The 22,041-nt window shown below is 66.4% G+C and carries 25 protein-coding genes; 19 read left to right on the forward strand and 6 right to left on the reverse strand.

Annotation, left to right across the window (positions count from 1 at the left end):
- From Q0R27_RS02420 to Q0R27_RS02450, 7 genes are all read left to right on the forward strand, one after another.
- The coding region (locus Q0R27_RS02420; RefSeq protein WP_293940578.1) for a ubiquinol-cytochrome C chaperone family protein at nucleotides 1-358 on the forward strand (358 nt) is incomplete at its 5' end.
- Nucleotides 355-876 carry a DUF177 domain-containing protein gene (locus tag Q0R27_RS02425; protein ID WP_293940580.1) on the forward strand — a complete coding sequence of 174 codons (522 nt, stop codon included), beginning with the start codon at nucleotides 355-357 and terminating at the stop codon, nucleotides 874-876. The genes Q0R27_RS02420 and Q0R27_RS02425, both read left to right, overlap by 4 nt.
- A gap of 76 nt (nucleotides 877-952) precedes the next feature.
- Nucleotides 953-1,528, forward strand: coding sequence for an HAD family hydrolase (locus Q0R27_RS02430; RefSeq protein WP_293940603.1), 576 nt, complete (start codon nucleotides 953-955; stop codon nucleotides 1,526-1,528).
- A complete protein-coding gene (locus Q0R27_RS02435; protein WP_293940581.1) occupies nucleotides 1,525-2,262 on the forward strand; it encodes an SDR family NAD(P)-dependent oxidoreductase in 738 nt (245 codons plus the stop codon). The genes Q0R27_RS02430 and Q0R27_RS02435 overlap by 4 nt, the downstream gene beginning before the upstream one ends.
- Nucleotides 2,263-2,295: 33 nt before the next feature.
- Nucleotides 2,296-2,757, forward strand: coding sequence for a RidA family protein (locus tag Q0R27_RS02440; protein ID WP_293940583.1), 462 nt, complete (start codon nucleotides 2,296-2,298; stop codon nucleotides 2,755-2,757).
- The gene (locus Q0R27_RS02445) at nucleotides 2,732-3,439 is read left to right on the forward strand and encodes a glycerophosphodiester phosphodiesterase family protein (protein WP_293940584.1); all 708 of its coding nucleotides are present in this window, start codon (nucleotides 2,732-2,734) and stop codon (nucleotides 3,437-3,439) included. Before Q0R27_RS02440 ends, Q0R27_RS02445 begins: the two co-directional genes overlap by 26 nt.
- Nucleotides 3,426-4,565 (forward strand): GNAT family N-acetyltransferase, encoded by a 1,140-nt coding sequence (locus Q0R27_RS02450; RefSeq protein ID WP_293940585.1) that lies wholly within the window; start codon nucleotides 3,426-3,428, stop codon nucleotides 4,563-4,565. Before Q0R27_RS02445 ends, Q0R27_RS02450 begins: the two co-directional genes overlap by 14 nt.
- On the opposite strand, the gene Q0R27_RS02455 is transcribed toward Q0R27_RS02450, so the two are convergent.
- Entirely contained in the window at nucleotides 4,541-5,461 is a 921-nt protein-coding gene (locus Q0R27_RS02455; protein ID WP_293940586.1) for an isoaspartyl peptidase/L-asparaginase, read from the reverse strand. The genes Q0R27_RS02450 and Q0R27_RS02455 overlap by 25 nt on opposite strands.
- 93 nt (nucleotides 5,462-5,554) lie before the next feature.
- On the opposite strand from Q0R27_RS02455, the gene Q0R27_RS02460 reads away from it, so the two are divergent.
- From Q0R27_RS02460 to Q0R27_RS02485, 6 genes are read left to right on the forward strand one after another with little or no spacing between them, the layout of a single operon-like run.
- Entirely contained in the window at nucleotides 5,555-6,457 is a 903-nt protein-coding gene (locus Q0R27_RS02460) for an SPFH domain-containing protein (protein WP_293940587.1), read from the forward strand.
- 4 nt (nucleotides 6,458-6,461) lie between these two features.
- Nucleotides 6,462-6,665: a toxin-antitoxin system HicB family antitoxin gene (locus tag Q0R27_RS02465; protein WP_293940588.1), complete on the forward strand. Its 204-nt coding sequence runs from the start codon at nucleotides 6,462-6,464 to the stop codon at nucleotides 6,663-6,665.
- A complete protein-coding gene (locus Q0R27_RS02470; RefSeq protein WP_293940589.1) occupies nucleotides 6,658-6,903 on the forward strand; it encodes a hypothetical protein in 246 nt (81 codons plus the stop codon). Before Q0R27_RS02465 ends, Q0R27_RS02470 begins: the two co-directional genes overlap by 8 nt.
- A 59-nt stretch (nucleotides 6,904-6,962) precedes the next feature.
- Nucleotides 6,963-8,084 carry a flavodoxin-dependent (E)-4-hydroxy-3-methylbut-2-enyl-diphosphate synthase gene (gene ispG, locus Q0R27_RS02475; protein WP_293940590.1) on the forward strand — a complete coding sequence of 374 codons (1,122 nt, stop codon included), beginning with the start codon at nucleotides 6,963-6,965 and terminating at the stop codon, nucleotides 8,082-8,084.
- A gap of 35 nt (nucleotides 8,085-8,119) precedes the next feature.
- Nucleotides 8,120-8,653, forward strand: coding sequence for a TIGR02281 family clan AA aspartic protease (locus tag Q0R27_RS02480; RefSeq protein ID WP_293940591.1), 534 nt, complete (start codon nucleotides 8,120-8,122; stop codon nucleotides 8,651-8,653).
- Between the two features lie 57 nt (nucleotides 8,654-8,710).
- Nucleotides 8,711-9,613, forward strand: coding sequence for a DMT family transporter (locus Q0R27_RS02485; protein ID WP_293940592.1), 903 nt, complete (start codon nucleotides 8,711-8,713; stop codon nucleotides 9,611-9,613).
- Here the strand turns inward: Q0R27_RS02485 and Q0R27_RS02490 are convergent.
- Entirely contained in the window at nucleotides 9,610-10,260 is a 651-nt protein-coding gene (locus Q0R27_RS02490) for a DUF1345 domain-containing protein (protein WP_293940593.1), read from the reverse strand. The two genes, Q0R27_RS02485 and Q0R27_RS02490, sit on opposite strands and share 4 nt — an antisense overlap.
- Before the next feature lie 58 nt (nucleotides 10,261-10,318).
- Here Q0R27_RS02490 and Q0R27_RS02495 point away from each other — a divergent pair, with 58 nt between their 5' ends.
- Nucleotides 10,319-10,633, forward strand: a complete 315-nt coding sequence (locus Q0R27_RS02495) for a multidrug efflux SMR transporter (RefSeq protein WP_293940594.1) — start codon at nucleotides 10,319-10,321, stop codon at nucleotides 10,631-10,633.
- Here Q0R27_RS02495 and Q0R27_RS02500 read toward each other — a convergent pair.
- Nucleotides 10,630-12,186: an amidase gene (locus Q0R27_RS02500; RefSeq protein ID WP_293940595.1), complete on the reverse strand. Its 1,557-nt coding sequence runs from the start codon at nucleotides 12,184-12,186 to the stop codon at nucleotides 10,630-10,632. The two genes, Q0R27_RS02495 and Q0R27_RS02500, sit on opposite strands and share 4 nt — an antisense overlap.
- Before the next feature lie 65 nt (nucleotides 12,187-12,251).
- On the opposite strand from Q0R27_RS02500, the gene Q0R27_RS02505 reads away from it, so the two are divergent.
- Complete coding sequence (locus Q0R27_RS02505) at nucleotides 12,252-14,852, forward strand: TonB-dependent receptor (RefSeq protein ID WP_293940596.1); 2,601 nt, start codon at nucleotides 12,252-12,254, stop codon at nucleotides 14,850-14,852.
- Here the strand turns inward: Q0R27_RS02505 and ppa are convergent.
- Together ppa and Q0R27_RS02515 are read right to left on the reverse strand one after the other, a co-directional pair.
- The gene (gene ppa / locus Q0R27_RS02510) at nucleotides 14,849-15,394 is read right to left on the reverse strand and encodes an inorganic diphosphatase (RefSeq protein ID WP_293940597.1); all 546 of its coding nucleotides are present in this window, start codon (nucleotides 15,392-15,394) and stop codon (nucleotides 14,849-14,851) included. The genes Q0R27_RS02505 and ppa overlap by 4 nt on opposite strands.
- A 39-nt stretch (nucleotides 15,395-15,433) precedes the next feature.
- A complete protein-coding gene (locus tag Q0R27_RS02515) occupies nucleotides 15,434-17,350 on the reverse strand; it encodes a peptidase M61 (RefSeq protein ID WP_293940598.1) in 1,917 nt (638 codons plus the stop codon).
- A 49-nt stretch (nucleotides 17,351-17,399) separates the two neighbouring features.
- Between Q0R27_RS02515 and hisS the strand changes: the two genes are divergently transcribed.
- The 4 genes from hisS (at nucleotide 17,400) to Q0R27_RS02535 (ending at nucleotide 21,720) form a co-directional block, all read left to right on the forward strand.
- Entirely contained in the window at nucleotides 17,400-18,725 is a 1,326-nt protein-coding gene (gene hisS / locus Q0R27_RS02520) for a histidine--tRNA ligase (protein ID WP_293940599.1), read from the forward strand.
- Nucleotides 18,722-19,798, forward strand: coding sequence for a peptide chain release factor 1 (prfA, locus tag Q0R27_RS02525; protein ID WP_293940600.1), 1,077 nt, complete (start codon nucleotides 18,722-18,724; stop codon nucleotides 19,796-19,798). The genes hisS and prfA overlap by 4 nt, the downstream gene beginning before the upstream one ends.
- Before the next feature lie 30 nt (nucleotides 19,799-19,828).
- The gene (prmC, locus tag Q0R27_RS02530; protein ID WP_293940601.1) at nucleotides 19,829-20,656 is read left to right on the forward strand and encodes a peptide chain release factor N(5)-glutamine methyltransferase; all 828 of its coding nucleotides are present in this window, start codon (nucleotides 19,829-19,831) and stop codon (nucleotides 20,654-20,656) included.
- Between the two features lie 308 nt (nucleotides 20,657-20,964).
- Nucleotides 20,965-21,720, forward strand: a complete 756-nt coding sequence (locus Q0R27_RS02535; RefSeq protein WP_293940604.1) for a DUF4167 domain-containing protein — start codon at nucleotides 20,965-20,967, stop codon at nucleotides 21,718-21,720.
- A 48-nt stretch (nucleotides 21,721-21,768) separates the two neighbouring features.
- Here Q0R27_RS02535 and Q0R27_RS02540 read toward each other — a convergent pair.
- Nucleotides 21,769-22,041: acyl-CoA thioesterase (locus Q0R27_RS02540; RefSeq protein ID WP_293940602.1), on the reverse strand; the 273-nt coding region annotated here is incomplete at its 5' end.

A 22,041-nucleotide genomic window follows, 5' to 3' on the forward strand; every position in this document is an offset into this window, starting at 1 on the left:
GACGGTCTGCGCGCTGGTTGCGCTGCGGCTCGAGGCGGACGGAGAGGGGGGCAATGCGCCGGGCGTCGCGCTGACCGAGGCATTCATCGCCGATATGGACGCACAGATGCGCCAGGAAGGATTCGACGCGACGCTCGGCAAGAAGGTGCGTCACCTCGTCGGCAGCCTCGCGAGCCGGATCGACCGCTGGCGCGGGGTGACCGACGCAAACTGGAACGAGGTCGTGCGGCGCAGCCTCTATCGCGATCAGCCGGTGGCCGACGATACGCTCGCCCATTCGGTCGACCGCCTTCGCGGATTGCGAAAGAAACTCGCGGCGCTGACGCTCGATAAGGTGATCGAGGGCCACTGGGCGTGAGGGATTTTGCCCACCGCCTCCAGATCGAGTCGATTCGCGATGGCGACCGGCTCGACCTGACCGCCGACGAGGACGAGCGCGCGGGGATCGCCAGGCGGCTCGACCTGCTCGCGCTCGACCGGCTCGAGGCGCACGTCATGCTCCACCGCGAGGGCAAGACGGTGAAATGTGACGGCCGGGTCAAGGCGCAGCTCGCGCAGGCCTGTATTGCCAGCGGCGAACCCGTGTCGGCGGCGATCGACGAGCGGTTCAGCCTGGCGTTTGTGCCCGCACCGAAGATTGACGCGCCCGAGGCCGAGGTCGAACTTGGCGGAGACGACCTCGACACGATGTTTCATGACGGCCAGGCGATCGATCTCGGTCTGGCGATCGCCGACACACTCGCGCTCGCGCTCAACCCCTATCCGCGCGGCCCCGCCGCCGATGAGGCGTTGAAGGCGGCTGGCGTGTTGAGCGAAGCGGAAGCGGGACCGTTTGCCGCGCTGGCCAAGTTGAAGGGTGGATCAACGAGTGAGTGATGGATTGACGGCGAACGGGCCGAAGATCGGCGGCCGGCCGCTGCTGATCACCGATTGCGACGAAGTGCTGCTGCACATGGTCGCCCATTTCCAGGAGTGGCTCGACGAGGCGCTCGACATCCACTTCGCGTTCGAGACCGGCCAGTTCGCCGACGCGCTGACACATCGGCCGAGCGGCGAAACTCTGCCCGATGCGCGGGTGTGGGAGCTCCTCACGCGCTTCTTCCGCGAGGAGATGGACCGCCAGACCGCCACTCCCGGCGCGATCGAGGCGCTGCGCGAAATCGGCGAGGTGGCCGACATCGTCGTGCTGACCAACCTTGGTTACGACGCGCAGCCGCTGCGCGTGGCGCAACTCGCCACCCACGGGCTGCACTATGAAGTGGTCTGCAACCAGGGCGGCAAGGGCGTTCCGGCGCGGGCGATTATCGAGCGCCACCAGCCGACCGTGACGGTGTTTGTCGACGATCTCCACATGCACCACGCATCGGTTGCCAAGCACGCCCCCGAAGTGTGGCGGCTGCACATGGTCGCCGAGCCGCGGCTCGCGCCGAACGTCGCCAAGCCCGAGGAGGCACACGCGCGGATCGATGACTGGGCGACGGCGAAGCAGTGGATTCTGCAGAAATTCGATGAAGGACCAGCAGCATGAAGACGGCATTCATTACCGGCGTGACGGCGGGCATCGGCGAGGCATGTGCGAAGCGGTTCGTTGGCGACGGCTGGCGGGTGATTGGCACCGGTCGGCGGACCGAACGATTGAAAGCGCTCGCCGAGGAACTGGGGGAGAATTTCACCCCGGTCGAACTCGACATGAGCGCTACGGCCGTCGTCATCGAGACGGCGCAGGACCTCCCGCCGATCGATTTGCTGGTCAACAACGCCGGCTATGCGACGAAGGCCGATCCGCTCCAGGACGCCGATCTCGACCCGATTCTCGGGATGATCGACACCAATGTTAAAGGCCTGGTCGCGCTGACGAGAACGCTGTTGCCCGACCTGATCCTGACGAAGGGTGCAATCATCAACCTGTCGTCGGTGGCGGCCAGTTATCCCTATCGCGGCGGATGCAATTACGCTGGTGCCAAGGCCTTCGTCCGCCAGTTCACGCTCGGCCTGCGCTGCGATCTTCAAGGCACCGGCGTGCGGGTGACCTCGATCGAGCCCGGCATGGTCGAAACCGAATTCACCGTCGTGCGTAACGGCGGCGACCAGGCAAGTTCCGACGCTTTCTACGCCGGGGTCGACCCGATGACGGCGGAGGATATCGCGAGCACGATCCACTGGGTTGCAACCCTGCCGTCCCACCTTAACATCAACACGCTGGAGCTGATGCCGGTCAACCAGAGCTGGGCCGGGTTTGCGATTCACCGCCCGGAGGCTTGACCCGGACATCCGCTGGGTGTTGAGGCAAGTTCCATGAGCATCGAATCCCGCCTCGCCGAACTCGGCATCGCCCTTCCCCAGGCCGCCGCGCCGGTTGCCGCCTATGTGCCGGCGGTCGAAGTCAACGGCCTGCTCCATATTTCGGGACAGATCTCGTTCGCCGAGGACGGCAGCCTGATCAAGGGCCGGCTCGGCGAAGGACTCGAGCTCGATGACGGGATCGCGGCCGCACGGCGCTGCGGGATTATGCTGCTCGCCCAGATTAAGGCCGCGCTCGGCTCACTCGATCGGGTCGAGCGGATCGTCAAGCTCGGCGTTTTCGTCAATTCGCACGGTGACTTCACCGATCAGCCCAAGGTCGCCAACGGCGCCAGCGAACTGATGGTCGAAGTGTTCGGCGAGGCCGGCAAGCATGCCCGATCGGCGGTCGGCGTCCCGGTGCTGCCGCTCGGCGTCGCGGTCGAAGTGGATGCGGTCGTCGCCGTCAAGGCCTGACCCTCTCGCGCCGGGCCCCGCGGGGTTCGCGCATCGCGGACTCCACGGACACGGCGTTCCCGAGAACAGCCTCGCCGCCTTCCGTGCCGCGTTCGATGCGGGCGCGGGGATCGAATGCGATGTGCGCCTGTCGCGCGACGACCTGCCGATGATTTTTCACGACCCCGACCTCAAGCGATTGTGCGGCGAGTCGGGGTCAGTGGAAACCCTCAGTGCCGCAACGCTTGGCGGCAAGCGGCTTTCGGCCACCGGGGAGCCGATCCCGCGCTTTGCCGAACTCATGATGCTCGCCGCCCGCCGCGTCCCCCTGCTGATCGAACTCAAGACCGCGCGCAACGCCGCCCGGCTGACCGAAGCGGTGTGCCGCACGCTCGGCGCGGTCCCGGGTCCGGTCGGCGTGATGAGCTTCGACCCGCGCGTCGGTGCGTGGCTGGCGCGGCATCGCCCCGACGTCCGACGCGGGCTGGTTTTGTCGGGGCGGGATTCGCCCCTCGCGCGTTGGGCCAAGTTGATGATGTCGCGTCCCCACTTCCTCGCCGTGAACCGCGCCGTGCTTGGCGAGCGGTGGGTGCGGCGCGGCGGGGTGCCGGTCTATTCGTGGACGATCCGCACCCCATCCGAACGTGCTGAGGCCGCGCGCAACGCCGACGCGCTGATCTGGGAAGCCGATGGCCGACCGTGACCAGGAGATCATCGCGCGCATCGCGCCGTCGGTCGGCTCGGTCGACGCGGCGGCCTGGGACGCGCTCGATGGTCGCGACCCGTTCACCGGCCACGCCTTCCTGAAGCTGCTCGAAACGTCCGAGAGCGTCGGGCGGCACAGCGGCTGGAGCCCGGCGCCGCTGCTCGTCGACGACGAGGACGGAAAGCTCGCCGCCGCCGCGCCGGCCTATCTCAAGGCGCACAGCCAGGGTGAATATGTCTTCGACCATGGCTGGGCTGAGGCATGGCAACGGGCCGGCGGCGACTATTACCCCAAGCTGCAGATCGCCGCGCCGTTCACCCCGGTGCCGGGGCGGCGGCTCCTCGGCACCCGCCCGCAGGCGCTGATTGCCGCCGCCGAGAGCGTCGTTGTGCAAAACGGCCTGTCATCGGCCCACGCGACCTTCATCGCCGACGAGGAAGTCGCCGAGTTCGAGGCCCGCCGCTGGCTGATCCGCAACGGCATCCAGTATCACTGGTTCAATCGCGGTTACGACGATTTCGACGGCTTCCTCGCCGCGTTGGCGAGTCGCAAGCGCAAGGCGATTCGCAAGGAGCGTGCCGCGGCGCGCGACGGGCTCGAATTCGTCCAATTGCGTGGGAACGAGATCGGGTCGGGCGCGTGGGACGCGATGTGGTGCTTCTACCTCGACACGGGAAGCCGCAAATGGGGCCAGCCATACCTGACCCGCGCCTTCTTCGACGGGCTGGGCGAGGCCCTTGGCGACGCGGTCCTGTTGTTCCTCGCGCTGCGCGACGGACGGCCGATCGCGGGGGCGCTCAACCTGGCCGGCAAAGACACACTCTATGGCCGCTACTGGGGTTGCGCCGAGGAGGCGCCGTTCCTTCATTTCGAGCTCAGCTATTACCAGGCGATCGAGTGGGCCATCGCCAACGGCCTTAGCTCGGTCCAGGCCGGCGCGCAGGGCGAGCATAAACTGGCGCGCGGTTATGAGCCGGTGGTGACGCGTTCGGCGCACTACCTCCCCGACCCCAATTTTCGTACAGCGGTGGCGAATTTCGTCGCCGGGGAACGGCGCGCAATCGGGCGGGAACTCGAAACAATGCGCGAGATGCTGCCCTATCGGCGCTCCGGCTCGGAATAAACCGCGACCTCGCGTCCGGCCGCCGAGGCGCGGGCGCGATACATGCCCGGGGTGCTGAAGCCCCACGCCGCTTCGCCCGTTGGCGAGACCGCGATGAGCCCACCCGTCCCGCCGAGCGTCCCGACATCGGCCAGCACCGCGTCGAGTGCATCCTGCAGGCGCGCGCCGGTCAACCTGATTCGTGCGGCGAGCTCATGCGCCGCGACCGCTCGGATGAACGCCTCGCCAAGCCCCGTTGCCGACACCGCGGCGGCGCGGTCGTCGGCATAGGTGCCCGCTCCGATCAGCGGCGAATCGCCGATCCGGCCCCAGCGCTTGGCGGTCAGCCCGCCGGTCGAGGTCGCCGCCGCGACATGGCCTGCCATGTCGCAGGCGACGGCGCCGATCGTGCCATATTTGATATCGGCGTCGAACGCGCCGCCCGCCGCCAGCACCTTGTCGAGCTGGGCGCGGCGTTCGGGCGTGATAAACCAGTCGTTGGCGACCTGATCCAACCCCCGCTCGCGCGCGAAGCGGTCGGCGCCCGCATAGGTCAACAGGACGTGCGGACTATGCTCCATCACCGCCCGCGCCGCGCTGACCGGCGCGCGGGTCGTCGCCAGTCCGGCGACCGCGCCAGCCCGGCGGTCGCGCCCGTCCATGATCGCGGCGTCGAGCTCGACCCGCCCGTCCGCCGCCAGCACGCTGCCGCGCCCGGCATTGAACGCGGGGTTGTCCTCGAGCACGCGCGCCGCGGCTTCGACCGCGTCGAGCGACGAGCCGCCGCTTGCGAGGATCGCTTCCCCGGCGTCGAGCGCGGCGCTGAGCCCGACGCGGGCGCGATCTTCCTGCTCGGGTGGCAGGCGGTCGGGCCGCATCGCGCCACAGCCGCCGTGAATCATCAGGCTCCAGTTCATGCGCCAGCCCTAGCGTCGCCGCCCCGCGAACGCCAGTTGACTCGTCGCAAGAAAGATATAAATATGATATCAGTTAAAGGGGAGATGACTGCAATGACCGACTCGACCTTGTCAGCGCTGAGTTTAAGCCGCGAACGCCGCGCCGAGACGATGAACGGCTATGTGCTGCTGCTGGTCCTGCTCGCGCTGATCGCGCTGCAGATATTCGGCGTGTTCAACCTCGCCACCGGTCATCTGACGATGTTGCCGATCCTGAGCGTCATCGTCGGTCCGCTCGGCCTCCTGCTGGTCGCGCCGGGCTTCTACATGCTCCAGCCCTACCAGGCCGGCGCGCTGACCCTGTTTGGAGCTTACAAGGGGACCGACCGTGCAACCGGGCTCCGCTGGACGTGGCCGTGGCTCGCGAAGAAAAAGATTTCGGTCCGCGCCAACAATGTCATTTCGGACAAGATCAAGGTCAACGACCTGCGCGGCAACCCGATCGAGATGGCGGCGCAGATCGTGTGGCGCGTGGTCGACACCGCGCAGGCGCTGTTCGATGTCGATGACTACAAGGCGTTCGTGATGGTTCAGGTCGAAGCGGCGGTGCGGACGATCGGGTCGCGTTATCCCTATGACGATTTCGAGCACCAGGAAGTCACGCTGCGCGGCAATCACGATCAGGTCGGGGTCGAGCTTCGTGCCGAGCTGATCGCACGCCTCGCGGTCGCCGGGATCAGCGTCGACGAGTGCGGTTTCACCCACCTCGCCTATGCGCAGGAAATTGCCGGGGCGATGCTCCGCCGGCAGCAGGCGCAGGCGGTTGTCGCGGCGCGCAAGACGATGGTCGAGGGTGCGGTCGGGATGGTCGAGATGGCGCTGGAAATGCTGAGCGCCAAGAATGTCGTCGAGCTTGATGACGAGCGCCGCGCGGCGATGGTGTCGAACCTGATGGTCGTGCTGTGTGGCGAGCGCGATACGCAGCCGATTATCAACGCCGGCTCGCTATACCAATAGCGGCGTGGCTGAGCGCAAGGCCTTTCCGTTACGGGTTGATCCTGCCCTGTGGGGGGCGGTCGAGCGCTTGGCCGCGACCGATTTGCGCAGCGCCAATGCACAAGTCGAGTGCCTGCTGCGCGAGGCGCTCAAGGCACGCGGAGTGAAACTGCATCCGCCGGTTCCGGTCAAGCGCGGCCGGCCGGCGAAGGAGAAAGACGATGAGTGACGGCCCCGAATGGTTCGCGCCGAAGCGGTTCGGCTATGGATCGGGACTGCCGATCGCATGGCAGGGCTGGGTGCTCCTGATCGGTTTCCTGGTCCTGACCCTCGCTGCCGCGTTGCTGTTGGCAAACCGGCCCGTGGCGTTGATCGCGGTGCTCGCCCCCGCGACGATCCTGTTCATGATCGTCTGCGCACGGACAACGCGTGGTGGCTGGCACTGGCGGTCGGGAAGCGACGACTGACAAACAATTGGCAGCCGGCGGGAATTTCCCTTGTCACAGTTCGTCTCTATATAGGCGACATGTCCTCCCTTCGCCCGTGGCGCCACATCGAGCGCCGAAAATCCCGCCAGATCATGGTCGGCAATGTCGCCGTTGGCGGCGATGCGCCGGTCACGGTCCAGACGATGACCAATACGCCGACCTCCGACGCCGCCGCGACGATCGCCCAGATCCGCCGCTGCGAGGAGGCCGGAGTCGACATCATCCGCGTCTCTTGCCCCGACAAGGCGTCGACCGCGGCGCTCGCCGAAATCGTTCAGGCGGCGAAGGTCCCGATCGTCGCCGACATCCATTTTCACTACCAGCGCGCGCTTGAGGCGGCCGATGCCGGCGCCGCCTGCCTGCGCATCAATCCGGGCAATATCGGTTCGGCCGATCGAGTTGCCGAAGTCGTCGCCGCCGCTCGCGCCAACGGCTGTGCGATCCGCATCGGGGTCAACGCCGGCAGCCTCGAGAAGGACCTGCTCGAGAAATATGGCGAGCCCTGCCCCGAAGCGCTGGTCGAAAGCGCGCTCGATCATATCCGCATCCTCGAGGATCATGGGTTCGACAATTACAAGGTAGCGGTGAAGGCGTCGGACCTGTTCCTCGCGGTCGCCGCCTATCACCAGCTGGCCGAAACGGTCGACTGCCCGCTTCACCTCGGCATTACCGAGGCGGGCGGGCTGATCGGCGGGACGGTCAAGTCGTCAATCGGCATGGGTTCCTTGCTGTGGGCCGGGATCGGCGACACCATCCGCGTCTCGCTGTCGGCCGAACCCGAGGAGGAAGTCCGCGTCGGCTATGAACTGCTCAAAGCGCTCGGCATCCGCAACCGCGGTGTGCGCGTCGTTTCCTGCCCATCGTGCGCGCGGCAGGGGTTCGACGTGATCCGCACCGTCCAGGCGCTCGAGGAGCGGCTCCAGCACATTCGCACTCCGATGTCGCTGTCGGTCCTCGGCTGCGTCGTCAACGGCCCCGGCGAAGCCCGCGAGACCGACATCGGGATTACCGGCGGCGGCAACGGCAAGCATATGGTCTACCTCTCGGGCGTGACCGACCACCATGTGCAGGACGCGGGCATGATCGATCATATCGTCCGGCTGGTCGAGGCCAAGGCGGCCGAGCTTGAGGCGCAAGCCATCCCGCAGGCGGCGGAATAACCTTATCCTAACCCTCGCCGTGCGATCGTGCGGCGATGAACCGGTTTGCCCTCTTCATGATCGGCCTGAGCGTGTTCGTCGCGCTGGCGATGCCGAGCCGACACTCGAGCCCGGTCGAGGTCAACCAGCAGATCCTGATCGACAAGATCGACAGCCAACCGACCGACACCGGCATCAGCTCGGGCACGACCATCTCGCCCTCCTACGGCGGCGAAACCGAGCTGGCGCGCGGGGCAAATGGCAGTTTTTACACCGACGCAAGCGTCAACGGGCAGCAAATGCCGTTCGTCATCGACACCGGTGCGACCATGGTGGCCCTGACGGTCGACGGCGCGCGTCGCGCCGGATTATATGTTGATCCCTCGAGCTTCACCGTCGTCGGCGAAGGCGCCTCGGGGCCGACCCGCGGGAAGCTGGTCACGCTCGACCGGATCGAAGTCGCCGGCCGCACGGTCGAGCACGTCGACGCGGTAGTTCTCGAGGGGCTCGGCACTAATCTCCTCGGCCAGTCGGTGCTGACAAGGCTCGGCGGGATCGAAATGAACGGCGACAAGATGGTGCTGCGCTAAAGCCGCGCTACCTGCCATTCGCTATCCGCTTGGCCACCGCCTCGCTATGGCGCGCCCATGACTCGTGTCCGCCCCTCATCAAACGCCGCTGCGGCCTATGCCGCGGGCATCAGCGGGATCGCCTTCTTCTCGATCATGGACATGGTGATCAAGGGGCTGACGCTCAGCATCGGCGCCTATCCGGCGCTGTTGTGGCGCTCGCTGCTTGGCGTCGCGGTGACCGGCCTCCTGTTCCTCGCGCTGTGCCAGCGCTGGCCGAGCCGGGCCGTGCTGCGGCTGCATCTCAGGCGTGGGATCAATACCGCCGTCATGTCGATCCTGTTCTTCTGGGGGCTGGGAAAGGTGCCAATGGCGCAGGCCGTCGCGCTGTCGTTCATTGCCCCGCTGATCGCGCTTGGGCTCGCCGCGCTGTTACTCGACGAGAAGATCGGACGCAGGACGGTGGCCGGGTCGCTGGCGGCGCTCGCCGGCGTGGCGGTTATCCTCATCGGCCAGGCGCGCGCCGAACTGGGGCCGCAAGCACTGCTCGGGTCGATCGCGATTCTGATTTCGGCGATGCTGTATGCGTGGAACCTCGTCATGCTGCGTCAGCAGGCACTTGCCGCGGGGCCGGTCGAGATCGCCTTCTTCACCAATCTCATTGTCAGCATCTGTTTCGTGTCGTCACTGCTGTTTGTGGGTCCGGTGCCGGGGCCGAGTGGCCACTGGCTCGAACTGACTGTAGCAACCGCGTTGGCGATCTCATCGCAATTGCTGCTTGCCTGGGCCTATGCGCGCGCCGGCGCTGCGTATCTCTCGACCACCGAATATTCGAGCCTGCTGTGGGCGATGTTGCTCGGCTGGCTTCGCTTCGGGGAACCCGTATCGCCGTTCACCCTCGCCGGTGCGGCGCTGATCGTCGGCGGCTGCCTGTTCGCCGCGGCCGGCAGCGAGCATCCGGCATTGGAGGCGAGCGCCTAGCTCTTCCCCGCCAGAAGATTCACCGTCAGCGCGAACACCCCGACGTTATAGATGAACGCGACGATACTGTGCGCCGTCGCGACGCGGCGAATGTGGGGCGAGGTGATATTGGTGTCGGCGGTCGACAGCGCGGCGCCGAGGCAAAACGAAAAATAGACGAAATCCGAGAAGATCGGAGTGTTGTCACCGCCCGGGAATTCGAGCCCGGCCTGGTCCTTGCCGCCATCGTCCGAGGTGTAGAAGAGGTGCGAATAGTGCAGCGCGTACACCGTGTTGCCAAAGAACCATGACATCAGCAGCGTGGTGATGGTCACCGCGATGTCGGCACCGCTGGTCTTGGTGGAGCTCGCCATCTGGCTGCCGACCGCGACGAGTATGACGATGGCCAGCGCGAAGGCGAGCAGCAGCAACACGGTACGGTTGGCGTCGTTCTCGATCGCCGCCTTGCGCATCTGCTTATGGTCGGTCCGATAGAGCCGAACGCAGCTCAGGATGAAGACCAGCGCCGAAATATCGAAACCGAGCATCACCGACAGCCACCACGGCGTGATGAAGGCCGCCAGCCCAATGCTCGCGGCGAGCATCGCGAAGAAGATGATGAAGCGCGCTGGTGCGATGCGGTTGCCGATGGTCTTTCTTACCGCCATGCAGCGACGATAGCGCGCGCGAACGACAGGTCCAGCGCGCAAGTGAAAGGGGAACTCGATGGCGTGGTTATTGCTGATCGTCGGCGGACTGTTCGAGGTTGGCTTCACTACCTCGCTGCGGTTCGTCGAGGGGTTTCGCAACCTCCATTGGACGCTCGCCTTCCTCGCCTCGGTAACGCTCTCGATGGGCCTCCTCGAACGCTCGGCGCGGACGATTCCGATGGGCACCGCTTATGCGGTGTGGGGCGGGATCGGCGCGGTCGGAACGGTGGCGGTGGGAATGGCCTTCTTCGACGAACCAACCACCACCATCCGCCTTCTCCTGATCCTCGCCATCGTCGCCGCGATCGCCGCGCTGAAGCTGACCGCCTAGCGCTGCCGCGCGAGCAACGGGGCGACCTCGGGCGTTTCCTCGATCGAACGCGGGAAGCGCGGGCTGACGAGTGCGTGACTCGCTTGTTCATAGGCATATCCCAGCGACAGTATCCGCGCGTCGCTCCATTTGGCGCCCATGAAGCTGAGGCCGATCGGCAACCCTTTAACCGTCCCCATCGGCACGGTCAGGTGCGGATAGCCCGCAACCGCGGCGAGGCTGCCCGCGCCACCGCCGCTGAATGAGTCCCCGTTGACGGCGTCGATTTTCCACGACGGGCCCGTGGTCGGACCGACCAGCGCGTCGAGCTTGTTCGCGGCGAGAAGCTTGTCGATGCCGTTGACTCCAGCGGCGGCAAGGCTGGTCGCGCGCGCGACCTTGTAGGCGGGATCGGCAAGGCCCTTGGTCTTTTGCGCGTCGATGAAGGTCTCCTGCCCGAATAGCGCCATCTCCTGCGCGGCGTGGGCCTGGTTGAAGGCAATGACCTGCGCCAGCGTTCGGGTCGTTACCGAGGACGGGGTCGTCGCGAGATAGGCGTTTAGCCCGACCTTCAACTCGGTGTTGAGCACCTTGCCCTCGTTGGCGCCGATCGCCTTGTCGTCGAAACTCTTGATCTCGACCAGAGTCGCGCCCTGCGCTTTCAGCACCGCCAGCGCCGCCTCGAACGCCGGATCGAGCTGATACGTCGATGCGAATCGCATGACCCCGAGCCGCGCGCCGCGGAGCGAATTGGGGTTGAGCGCGGCCGCGAAATTGACGCGGTGCGTGTCAGCGTGGCGCGTGGCGGGGTCGGTCGGGTCGCTTCCGGCGATTACGCTCAGCAATTCTGCCGCCTGGTGGACAGTACGGGTAATCGGCCCCGCGGTATCCTGGCTCGCGCTGATCGGCACGATGTGGGTGCGGCTGACAAGGCCGACGGTGGGCTTGAACCCGACGACCCCGTTGAGCGAAGCGGGGCAGGTGATCGAGCCATCGGTCTCGGTGCCGATGGCGTAATCGACCTCGCCCGCGGCCACTGCAGCGCCCGATCCGCTCGATGAACCGCACGGGTTGCGGTCGAGAGCATGGGGATTGCGAGTCTGGCCGCCGACCGCGCTCCAGCCCGAGATCGAGTGGCTCGAGCGAATGTTGGCCCATTCCGACAGGTTGGTCTTGCCGAGGATCACCGCGCCCGCCTGCCGCAGCCGGGTGACCAGCGGCGCGTCGCGATTGGTGACGTTGTCGATGAGTGCGAGGCTGCCGGCGGTGGTCGGTAGCGGGCCGGCCACCTCGATATTGTCCTTGATCAGCACCGGCACCCCGACGAGCGGCCCGCGCAGCCCGCTTGCGTCAATCCGCATCGCCTGGGCAATGGCCGTGGGATCGAGTGCGATGACTGCGTTGATCGCGGGATCGATCCGCTGCACCCGCGCAATCGCCGCCCGGGTCGCCTCCTCGGCGGGGCCGGCGGCAAGCGCTGGCGCCGCGAGAAGGACGGAAAAGGCAAGCACAGCGGCAGAGGAGTGGTTGATCACGCAGAGGCTCCCGTTCATCGAAAACATTGCCAGTGTCATGCCAGCTTCATATTCGCCCCGCCAGATGTCCGCCCGTCCTTTTTTATCCAATATCGGCATGTCGCATGAACTTCCGCGCTCTCCTGCTCGCCACCGCCGCGCTGGCTCCGCTTCCGGCGGCGGCACAAGATGCGCCGACGCCGCCATGGGCTCCGACCGCCGCTTCCGCCGCCGCCTCGTCCCGAGGTGCCGTCACGTCACCCGATGAGGGCGATTCGGGCGAAGAAATCGTTGTCGTGGGGCAGAAGCCGCGCGGGTCGGTGGTGGGCGACATTCCACCGGAAAATGTGCTCGGCATCCGCGACATTCGCGCGACCGGGGCGACGAGCATCGCCGAACTGCTGTCGGCGCTCGGCCCCCAAGTAGGCAGCGCGCGCGGGCGCGGCGGCGGCGGCGGCGGGCCGGTGGTGTTGCTCAACGGCCAGCGCATCTCGGGCTTCCAGGAAGTGCGCGACTTGCCGCCCGAGGCGCTCGAGCGTCTCGAAATTCTGCCCGAGGAGGTCGCGCTCAAGTACGGCTATTCGGCCGACCAGCGGGTGGTCAACATCATCCTCCGCCGCCGCTTCCGCTCGACCAACCTTCGCGCCGATGCCGGGGCCGCGACCGACGGAGGTTATACCAAAGGCCTCGCCGACGTCTCGCGGTTGATGATCGGGACGGCGGGTCGCACGCAGGTCACCCTCCACGCGGAGACCAACAGCGCGCTGACCGAGCGCGAACGCAACATCGCGCTGCAGGCCGTGCCGACTCAGCCACAACCGGCCGACCCGCGCAATTTTCGCACCCTGGTCGGGTCGCAGGGGCTGGTACGCGGCACTGTCACGATCAACCGGACGGTGCTTGGTGACGCCTCGGCGACGCTCACCGCCGAGGCGTCGCACACGGACGGTCGCAGCCTGTTCGGATTGCCGACGGGCTCGCTGACCGTCCCCGCGACCAACCCGTTCGCGACCAGCGCAAGCGCAGATTCGGTACTGCGCGGATTCGACGGACTGGGGGCCCTGACGAGGCGAACGTACGGTGAAACGGGCCGCCTTGGCCTGTCCCTCAATGGGCAGAAGGCGCGCTGGCGCTGGTCGGTCACGGGCAATGCCGACCTCGCGCAGAACGTCACTCGCAGCGACGGCGGGCCGGACCTCGCCCCGCTCCAGGCGCTGCTCGACGCCAACGACCCGGCCTTCGATCCGCTTGGGGTGCTGACCGTGAACGCCTTGCCCGACGACCGGTCACGGTCGACCCGGACATCCGCCGGGCTCGACGGAACTCTTAACGGTCCGCTCGCCACGCTGCCGGCGGGACGGGCCAATGTCACGCTGAAGCTTGGCGCCGACACGCTCCACCTCGACAGCCTGGCGGTGCGCGCCGGCGTAACCAACAGTGCCAGGCTCGGCCGCGATCATGGTGCCGCGTCGATCAACCTCGACCTGCCGGTCGCCAAGCGCAACGGGACGCTCGGGGCAGTCGGGTCACTGACCCTCAATGCCAACGCCGGGCTCGACCAATATTCCGACTTCGGCACGCTGACGACGATCGGCGCGGGGGCTAACTGGTCGCCCGCGAACCGCCTCAACTTCATCACTTCCTACACCCGCGAGGAGGGCGCGCCGTCGATCAACCAACTTGGTGACCCGATCCTGACCACGCCGGGCGCTCGCATATTCGACTTCACCCAGGGGCGCACCGTGCAGGTCGTCGCGACGACCGGTGGCAATCCGGCGCTGCTCGCCGACCGGCGCAACGTGTGGAAGCTCGGTGCCAACTGGCAGCCGTGGGAGAAGACCGACCTACGCCTGCGCGCCGACTTCGTCTCGTCGCGGCTCAGGAGCCCGGTGCAGAATTTCTACGGCCCGAGCGCCGCGCTCGAGGCGGCCTTTCCCGACCGCTTCACTCGTGACAGCGCGGGCAATCTGACCGCAGTCGACCTGCGCCCCGTCAATTACGACAGCGCGCGCAGCGACACGGTGCGAATCGGGTTCGATTTCACCAAGCCGCTCAAGTCCGCCGCGCCGCCCCAAGCGCTGCTCGACCAGATCCGCAAGACGCGCGAGCAGTCCAGTGGCGGCGATCGCGGCGGTAACCGCGCAGGCGACAGAGGCGGTGGCGATCGGGGCGGCGGCAGTGGCGGCGGCCTGTTCGGCGGCAACCAGCGCGGGCGAATCCAGCTATCCCTGACCGACACCATCACGCTGGTCGACCGGGCGATCATCCGGCCCGGGATTGCGCCGCTCGATTTTCTTCATGGCGATGCGGCAGGCAGCGGCGGCCGGTCGCGCCATGTCGTCGAGGCCCAGGGAGGCTATTTCAACAACGGGCTCGGCGTGCGGCTGACCGCCAATTATCGCAGCGGCACCCGAGTGGCGGGCGGGACCAGCGGCGACCTCGGCTTCGCCCCGCTCGCGACCTTCGACCTGCGGCTGTTCGCCAACCTCGGCGAAAATCTGCCGCTGGTCGTCAAGCGGCCGTGGCTGCGGGGCCTGTCACTAAGGCTGGAGGCGACCAACCTGCTCAACGAGCGCCAGAAGGTGCGCGACCGGTTCGGCCTGGTCCCGCTCGGCTACCAAGCGGATTTGCTCGATCCGATCGGCCGGACGATCAGCATCTCGGTCCGCAAGCTGTTCCTGCCGAGCCGCTTTCGTCAGCGGTCGCCTGCCGCGCCCGCAAGCTAGGCCTTCGCGCTCTTTGTCGCCTGCTCGCGTTCGAGTGCCTCGACGATAATCTTTTTCGCGGCGGCGCAATTTCCCCACGTCCCGATCCGCACCCACTTTTCGGGCTCCAGATCCTTGTAGTGGGTGAAGAAATGCTCGATCTGCTGAAGGACAATCGACGGCAGGTCGGTCCCCTCCATCACGTCGGAATAATATGGGGTCGTCTTGGTTTCCGGCACGGCCAGCAATTTCTCGTCGCCGCCGGCCTCATCCTCGAGGAACAACACCGCGATCGGCCGACAACGAATCACGCTCCCCGGCATCAGCGCCCAGCGGTTCATCACCAGGCAGTCGATCGGGTCGCCATCGCCACCCAGCGTCTGGGGCACGAAGCCATAGTTCGCCGGATAGCGCATCGGCGTGTGGAGGATGCGGTCGACGAAGATCGCGCCCGACTTCTTGTCGAGCTCATATTTGACCGGCTCGCCTCCGATAGGCACTTCGATGAGCACGTTGATGCTGTGCGGCGGATTGTCGCCGGCGGGGATGAGGTTGATGTTCATGGCGCGCGCTCTAGCCGCTTGAACGGCCGGGGCAAGCGTTCAGCGCGGCGCGAGCAGCTTGTCGAGCGCACCGTCGCCCGTCCCGACCTTGATGAAGCGCGGGTAGCGCAGTCCGTCGTGGTACGACAGCGAAAAGCTCCTGACCTCATCGCCACGCTTGACGGTGAGGATGATCGGCGAGGCTCCGCCTTTCGCCGTGGTGACCGCGTCCGCCAACAGCTCGTCGGTGTAAGTGTGGCCATCGACCGCGATGACTTGAGCGCCGTTGACCAGCCCCGCCTGGAACGCGGGTGAGCCCCAGCGGACGTCGGCTAGCTTGGCCTCCTTGCCGACCTGGAATCCAAGCGAATAGCTGAAGTCGGCGACCTTGCGCGACTTGAACACTGCCTTGGCCGTATCGGTCGGCTTGTCGCCATAGGTCAGCCGATAGCCCGAGTTGGTGAAGCCGGCGAGCGGCGCGGTCGGGGCGACGTCATCGACTCGCGCCTTGAGGAACCCGGCCCAGTCATAGGGTTGCACCTGATTGAGCGTGCGCACGACATCGTCATAGGTGTAGGTCACCTCGCCCCAGTCGCCGTCGTTGATGCCGAAGAAGGCGTGGGCGAAATCGTCCATGGAGCGCTTGCCGCCGCTCTTCTCGCGGATGATCATATCCGCTTCGGTCCAGATCAGCAGCCCTTCCTGGTAATAGTCGATGGCGCGCTGATAACTGTTCCACGGCTCGGGTCGGCGATCGGAGATGATTTCGTCGTTCGTCGTGTCGCTGAGTGGCCGCCAGCGCCGCCCCGGCTGGTTGTCGAGATTGGCCGCAGCGAGCGCGATCTTGTCGAGCACCTGTTGCTTGGTCGACATTCCCGAGCGCACCTCGAGCACGGTCCCCCAGAATTGCGTCTGGCCCTCGTAAACCCACAGCAGGCTGTCCTGCATCGGGGTGCGATAGTCGGGGGTCCACGCGTCTGCGCCGCGGCGGAACTTGCCGTTCCAGCTGTGGGTGAATTCGTGCGGCAGGAGGTTATGGTCTGAGACGCTCGCGTCCCAGTCTGTAAAATAGCCCGGGTCGTTCTGATTCTCCGAGCTCCTGTGATGCTCGAGCCCGATTCCGCCCATGCGGTCGGTGATCGCATGGAGGAAGTCGTAATGGTCGAAATGGCGCGCGCCGAACAGCTTGACCGCCTGATCGGCCAACGCCCGGTGTTTGGCGAGGACGGCGGCGGGGACGGCCAGTTCCTTGGGCGCATCGGCGATGGTGTTGAGGGTGATGCCGTGGCCGAGATCGTCGGCGCGGAAATATTTGCCCGCGAATACCGGCGAGTCGATCAGCGTGTCGTAAGCGACCTCGCCAAAGGTGATGCGGTTCCCGGGCGTGGTCGCGGTCGGGCGGAGCGCGGTCGCCGCCTTCCACCCGGCGGGGATGGTCAGGCTGGCGACGACGGGGATGTTCCGCACGAAGGTTCCCGCGGGATAGAGCGACACCGCGACCCACTGGATGTTCGACATTTCGCGCGTGACGACGATCCGCCCTTGGTCTTCGGCGGTGGCCGAGAGATACTGGAACCGCGCTTCGACGCTGGTCGCGCCAGCAGGAACGTCGAGGTGGAAGGCGAACACGTCGACCTTGTCGCGGACCCAGCGCAGCGGCTGGCCGTTGGCGGTGAAGGTGAAGCCGGCGAGCTTGTCGATCTGCCCGCTGGCATTGTGGTTTCCCGGAAGCCACTTGGGAGCGAGCAGGACGAGCGGGCCGGGCGTCGCCGGGATCGTCTCGCGCACTTCGATGATCCCGCGGTCGAGATCGGTCGCGGTGACGTCGAGGTAGATTGTGCCGGGGAAGGCGATGTCCCGCGCTGCCGGGATCGTATCGACGATCGGCAGCGGCTGCGGCTTGCTGTTGGCGGCGAGTGCGCTGGTGGACAGGAGAAGGGTGGAGAGCGCGAGGGCGCGCGAGGTGATGCTGGACATTGGGGCTAACTAGCCAGCGCCGCGCACGCCCGCTAGTGGCCTTCGACCAATGACACAGACCCCCCAACCCGTCCGCGGAACGCAGAGCCTGATCGGCGAGGAGGCCGACCGCTTCCATGCGGTGGTCGCGGCGTTCGACCGTGTGCGGCGGCTGTACGGATTCAAGCGCGTCGAGATGCCGGTGATCGAGCCGACCGCGGTGTTCGCTCGGACGATGGGCGAGACGACCGACGTCGTGTCGAAGGAAATGTATTCGTTCGAGGATCGATCAGGTGATTCGATCACGCTTCGGCCCGAGTTCACCGCAGGGATCTGCCGGGCCTATCTGTCGGAGGGCTGGCAGCGGTTCGCGCCGTTGAAGGTCGCGACGCATGGGCCCGCGTTCCGCTACGAGCGGCCGCAGAAGGGGCGGTTCCGCCAGTTCCACCAGCTCGACGCCGAAGTGATCGGCTCGGGCGAACCGGCGGCGGATGTCGAGTTGCTCGCGTTCGGGGCGCAGTTGCTGGAGGAGCTCGGGATTTCGGGGGTGCGCCTCAAGCTCAACACGCTCGGCGATGCGGCCAGCCGCGACGCGTGGCGGGCGCAGCTGGTCGAGCATTTCAGCGCGCACCGGGCGGAGCTGAGCGAAGACAGCCAGGCGCGGCTCGACAAGAATCCCCTGCGCATCCTCGACAGCAAGGACCCGCGCGACCGGCCGTTCGCCGATTCGGCCCCGCCGATGGTGTTATCCGCCGAGGCCGAGGATTTCTTCGGCCAGGTCCGGTCCGGGCTCGACGCGGCGGGGGTCGCGTACGAGATCGCCCCGCACCTCGTCCGCGGCCTCGACTATTACCGCCACACCGCGTTCGAATTCGTCACCGACCAGCTCGGCGCGCAGGGCACGGTAATTGCGGGCGGGCGCTACGACGGGCTGATCGAACAACTCGGCGGCCCGCACACGCCCGCGGTCGGATGGGCGGCCGGGATCGAGCGGCTGGCCATGCTGATTGATGTTCCGTTGAGTGAACGACCGCTGTTAACAGTCATCCCCGATGAACCGGAGTTTGAAGCTGAAGCAGTTAGAGTTACGGCGGTACTGCGAGCGGCGGGATTAGCTACGGATCTTGCATTCCGGGGCAATGCAAAGCGTCGGTTTGAGCTGGCCAAGAAAAATGGATCGATTGCTCGCGTTGTAATTCGATCAGGATACAGTGGGCTGGCAGAACGGCGCGGGATACATGTGCGTGTCAATCAGCCTGACACTTCCGACCGGCAGAATGATATTCGAGCAGCAGTTCTGAGCGCGCTTTCTGCCGAGTTCACGGTAATCACTTTCGAACCCAATGAATCCGGCCACTCGCCCGACGCGGTGTTGCAGCCGAAAGCAAGCTCGTGAGCATTTCCTCCGAACGCATCGCGCTGATCGAGGCGAAGAAGAACGAGCTGTCGGCGGCGATGTCGGGGGGGAATCTCGCGCCCGACGATTTTGTCCGGCTGTCGAAGGATTATGCCGCGATCGAGCCTGTTGCCGCCGCCGCTCGCGAGGTCCGCCGCCTGCGCGCCGAGCGTGAGAGTCTGGCGACGATGACCAGGGACGCCGACGAGGAATTACGCGCGATCGCGACCGAGGAACTGGCCGAAATCGAGCAGCAGCTTCCTCTCGCCGAACGCGCGCTGGCGGTCCAGCTCCTGCCCAAGGATAGCGCTGACGAACGCGCGGCGATGCTCGAGGTCCGCGCCGGGACCGGCGGCGACGAGGCGGCGCTGTTCGCCGGCGACCTGCTGCGTATGTACCAGCGCTTCGCCGAGGAACGCGGCTGGAAGTTCGAACTCATCTCGGCGTCGAGCGCCGATGTCGGCGGCTACAAGGAGGCGGTTGCCTCGATCAACGGCAATGGCGTGTTCGCCCGGCTCAAATTCGAAAGCGGTGTCCATCGCGTCCAGCGCGTTCCCGCGACCGAAAGCGGTGGGCGAATCCACACCTCGGCGGCGACTGTCGCGGTGCTGCCGGAGGCCGAGGAAGTCGACGTCCAGATCAACGACGCCGACCTGCGCATTGACGTCTATCGTTCGTCCGGCCCCGGCGGCCAGTCGGTCAATACCACTGACAGCGCGGTCCGAATCACCCACTTGCCTACCGGACTCGTCGTCATCCAGCAGGACGAAAAGTCACAGCACAAGAACAAGGCCAAGGCGCTGAAAGTGCTGCGGACCCGGCTGTTCGAGCTCGAGCGCTCGCGGCTGGCGAACGAGCGGGCAGGCGCGCGCAAGTCGATGGTCGGATCGGGCGACCGCTCGGAGCGCATCCGCACCTACAACTTCCCGCAAGGACGCGTGACGGATCACCGCATCAACCTCACCCTGCACAAGCTCGACGCGATCCTTGAAGGGCCGGGGCTCAACGAACTGACCGAAGCGCTCATCGCCGAGGACGAGGCCGACCGGTTGGCGAACCTGGATGAGGCCTGATTATTTACCCCTCCCCGATACGGAGGGCTAGTGAGCGCGCTTGACCGGGCGCTGGCAACCGCGGCCGAAAGGTTGAGAGCGACTTCCCCGACCCCCCGCCTCGACGCCGAAGTTCTGATGGCGGCCGCGCTTGGGATCGGCCGCGACAGGCTGCTCCTCGACCCTCCCTCCGGGCCGCCCCCCGCGCGCTTCGCCGAGATGTTCGAGCGCCGCCTCGCCGGTGAGCCCGTCGCCTACATCACCGGCCGCCGCGACTTCTGGAACATCGAGCTCGAGGTGGGACCGGGCGTGCTCATCCCCCGCCCCGACAGCGAGACGCTGATCGCCGCGGCGGTCGAACATTTCGCCGGAACGCCGGGGCCCAAGCGTATCCTCGACCTCGGTACCGGACCCGGCACGCTGCTGCTTGCCGCGCTCGACCAGTGGCCTACGGCAACCGGGCTCGGGATCGACTTCTCGCCTAACGCTCTTGCTTACGCCGACCGCAACGCCAGGCGGCTTGGCCTTGCCGACCGCGCCGAACTGCGCGTCGGGGACTGGGCCGACGGCATAGAAGAATCGTTCGACCTCGTCCTCGCCAATCCGCCCTATGTTGCGCGCGACGCCGTGCTCGGCGCCGGGGTCACTGAATTTGAACCCGCCGAGGCGCTGTTCGCCGGCGACGACGGGCTCGATGCGTATCGCAAGCTCGCCCCGCAACTCAGTCGGCTGATTTTGCGAGGCGGCCTCGCGGCGATCGAAATCGGCTTCGACCAAGCCGACAGCGCCGCCGCGGTGCTTGCAAAATCGGGACTTTCGAGTCGCTTGGCGCATGATCTCGGCGGGCGTTCGCGCGCGCTTTTAGTGACAAGCGCATAAAGTTCTTGGAAAATACCCGCGACCCCATTACACTGTGGGGCAGGAACGGGGCCGCTCCAGACAGACTTGAGGCTCGCGCCGCTCCTACCCCTCCGACGACATCGGCCACCTCAGCGCCCCGGCGCTTGGCCCAGGTCTAAGGCGGTTCCGCTCCGGCGGGCCGCTCATCCCCGGAGGACCGGACTTCTTGCGAAGGACAAGATCAGGCGCGATTGGCGCCAGTGCGACGAGGACCAACTCTTTTGATCAATAATCGTCAGAACGGCGCTGGTCGCCGTCGCGGCCGTGGTGGACAGCGTCCCCAGGGAATGTCGGGTAACAGCGGCGGCAACGCCCGCGACAATCGGCAGCGTGGCAATGCGGCGCAACTGCTCGAGAAATACAAGAGCATGGCGCGCGATGCCCAGCTTGCGGGTGACCGCGTTCAGACCGAATATTATCTCCAGTTCGCCGACCATTATTTCCGCGTGCTCGGCGAAAGTCGCGCGCGCTTCGACGAACAGCGCCGCGCGCGAGGTGAGAACGTCGATGACGATTATGACGACGATGGTGAGGGCGAAGGCTTCGACGGCGAGATGGACGGCGACGACGATCAGCCGCAGCAGTCCCAGCAGCAACAGCAGCAGGAGTATCAGCGCCAGCAACCGCGCCGTGACCAGCAGCAGGATCGACAGGATCGCCAGCAGCAGTCGCAGCAACCACGCGCCGACCGCTACGAGCGCAACGATCGTCCCGAGCGCCAGGATCGCCAGCCGCAACCGCAGCAACAACAGCGCGCCGAGCGCCCCCCGCGCGCTGAGCGTCCGGAGCGCATCGACTCCGACCGCCCGGTTCGCACCGAAGGCGATCGTCCCGAAGGCGCGCAGCGCGCCAACGGCCGCATTCGCCGCGACCGCGAGCAACCGCAGGATGAACAGCGGATCGACTTCGCGGTGATCCCGCCGGCGATCGGCATCACCGCCGAAGCGCCGCAGCCCGAAGTCGAATCGGAAGCCCCCGCGCCGCGCCGCCGTGTGCGACGGCCTCGCCCCGAAGGCGAAGCGGACATCACTCCGGCTGCTTGAAGGCTGATCCATGAAATGAGGCCGGTGGGGAAACTCGCCGGCCTTTTTCTATACCGGCGGCTGGTCGATCGGTCGGGGCCGCGCTTCCTCATCGATCGCGACGAAGGTGAACAGGCCGTTGGTGACGTTGACCTGCTCTTCGCCACCGTTGCGGCTAGCGATGACCTCGATCCTGATCGCCATCGACGTGCGCCCGACACGGTCGACCTCGGCATAGACCGAGATCAGGTCGCGCAGATGAATCGGGCTGAGGAACTCCATCCGCTCGATCGCCACCGTCGCGACCGGCCCCTTCGCGCGGCGCGACGCGACGATGCCCGC

Source organism: Sphingomonas sp., from assembly GCF_025362505.1.
Classification (GTDB): domain Bacteria; phylum Pseudomonadota; class Alphaproteobacteria; order Sphingomonadales; family Sphingomonadaceae; genus Sphingomicrobium.

Excerpts from the sequence above, each read along its gene's own strand:
- Q0R27_RS02430 (WP_293940603.1), top strand. The coding sequence starts at position 953 with ATGGTCGCCCATTTCCAGGAGTGGCTCGACGAGGCGCTCGACATCCAC.
- Q0R27_RS02435 (WP_293940581.1), top strand. The coding sequence starts at position 1,525 with ATGAAGACGGCATTCATTACCGGCGTGACGGCGGGCATCGGCGAGGCA.
- Q0R27_RS02440 (WP_293940583.1), top strand. The coding sequence starts at position 2,296 with ATGAGCATCGAATCCCGCCTCGCCGAACTCGGCATCGCCCTTCCCCAG.
- Q0R27_RS02445 (WP_293940584.1), top strand. The coding sequence starts at position 2,732 with ATGCGGTCGTCGCCGTCAAGGCCTGACCCTCTCGCGCCGGGCCCCGCG.
- Q0R27_RS02450 (WP_293940585.1), top strand. The coding sequence starts at position 3,426 with ATGGCCGACCGTGACCAGGAGATCATCGCGCGCATCGCGCCGTCGGTC.
- Q0R27_RS02455 (WP_293940586.1), bottom strand. The coding sequence starts at position 5,461 with ATGAACTGGAGCCTGATGATTCACGGCGGCTGTGGCGCGATGCGGCCC.
- Q0R27_RS02460 (WP_293940587.1), top strand. The coding sequence starts at position 5,555 with ATGACCGACTCGACCTTGTCAGCGCTGAGTTTAAGCCGCGAACGCCGC.
- Q0R27_RS02470 (WP_293940589.1), top strand. The coding sequence starts at position 6,658 with ATGAGTGACGGCCCCGAATGGTTCGCGCCGAAGCGGTTCGGCTATGGA.
- ispG (WP_293940590.1), top strand. The coding sequence starts at position 6,963 with ATGTCCTCCCTTCGCCCGTGGCGCCACATCGAGCGCCGAAAATCCCGC.
- Q0R27_RS02480 (WP_293940591.1), top strand. The coding sequence starts at position 8,120 with ATGAACCGGTTTGCCCTCTTCATGATCGGCCTGAGCGTGTTCGTCGCG.
- Q0R27_RS02485 (WP_293940592.1), top strand. The coding sequence starts at position 8,711 with ATGACTCGTGTCCGCCCCTCATCAAACGCCGCTGCGGCCTATGCCGCG.
- Q0R27_RS02490 (WP_293940593.1), bottom strand. The coding sequence starts at position 10,260 with ATGGCGGTAAGAAAGACCATCGGCAACCGCATCGCACCAGCGCGCTTC.
- Q0R27_RS02495 (WP_293940594.1), top strand. The coding sequence starts at position 10,319 with ATGGCGTGGTTATTGCTGATCGTCGGCGGACTGTTCGAGGTTGGCTTC.
- Q0R27_RS02500 (WP_293940595.1), bottom strand. The coding sequence starts at position 12,186 with ATGACACTGGCAATGTTTTCGATGAACGGGAGCCTCTGCGTGATCAAC.
- Q0R27_RS02505 (WP_293940596.1), top strand. The coding sequence starts at position 12,252 with ATGAACTTCCGCGCTCTCCTGCTCGCCACCGCCGCGCTGGCTCCGCTT.
- ppa (WP_293940597.1), bottom strand. The coding sequence starts at position 15,394 with ATGAACATCAACCTCATCCCCGCCGGCGACAATCCGCCGCACAGCATC.
- Q0R27_RS02515 (WP_293940598.1), bottom strand. The coding sequence starts at position 17,350 with ATGTCCAGCATCACCTCGCGCGCCCTCGCGCTCTCCACCCTTCTCCTG.
- hisS (WP_293940599.1), top strand. The coding sequence starts at position 17,400 with ATGACACAGACCCCCCAACCCGTCCGCGGAACGCAGAGCCTGATCGGC.
- Q0R27_RS02535 (WP_293940604.1), top strand. The coding sequence starts at position 20,965 with ATGTCGGGTAACAGCGGCGGCAACGCCCGCGACAATCGGCAGCGTGGC.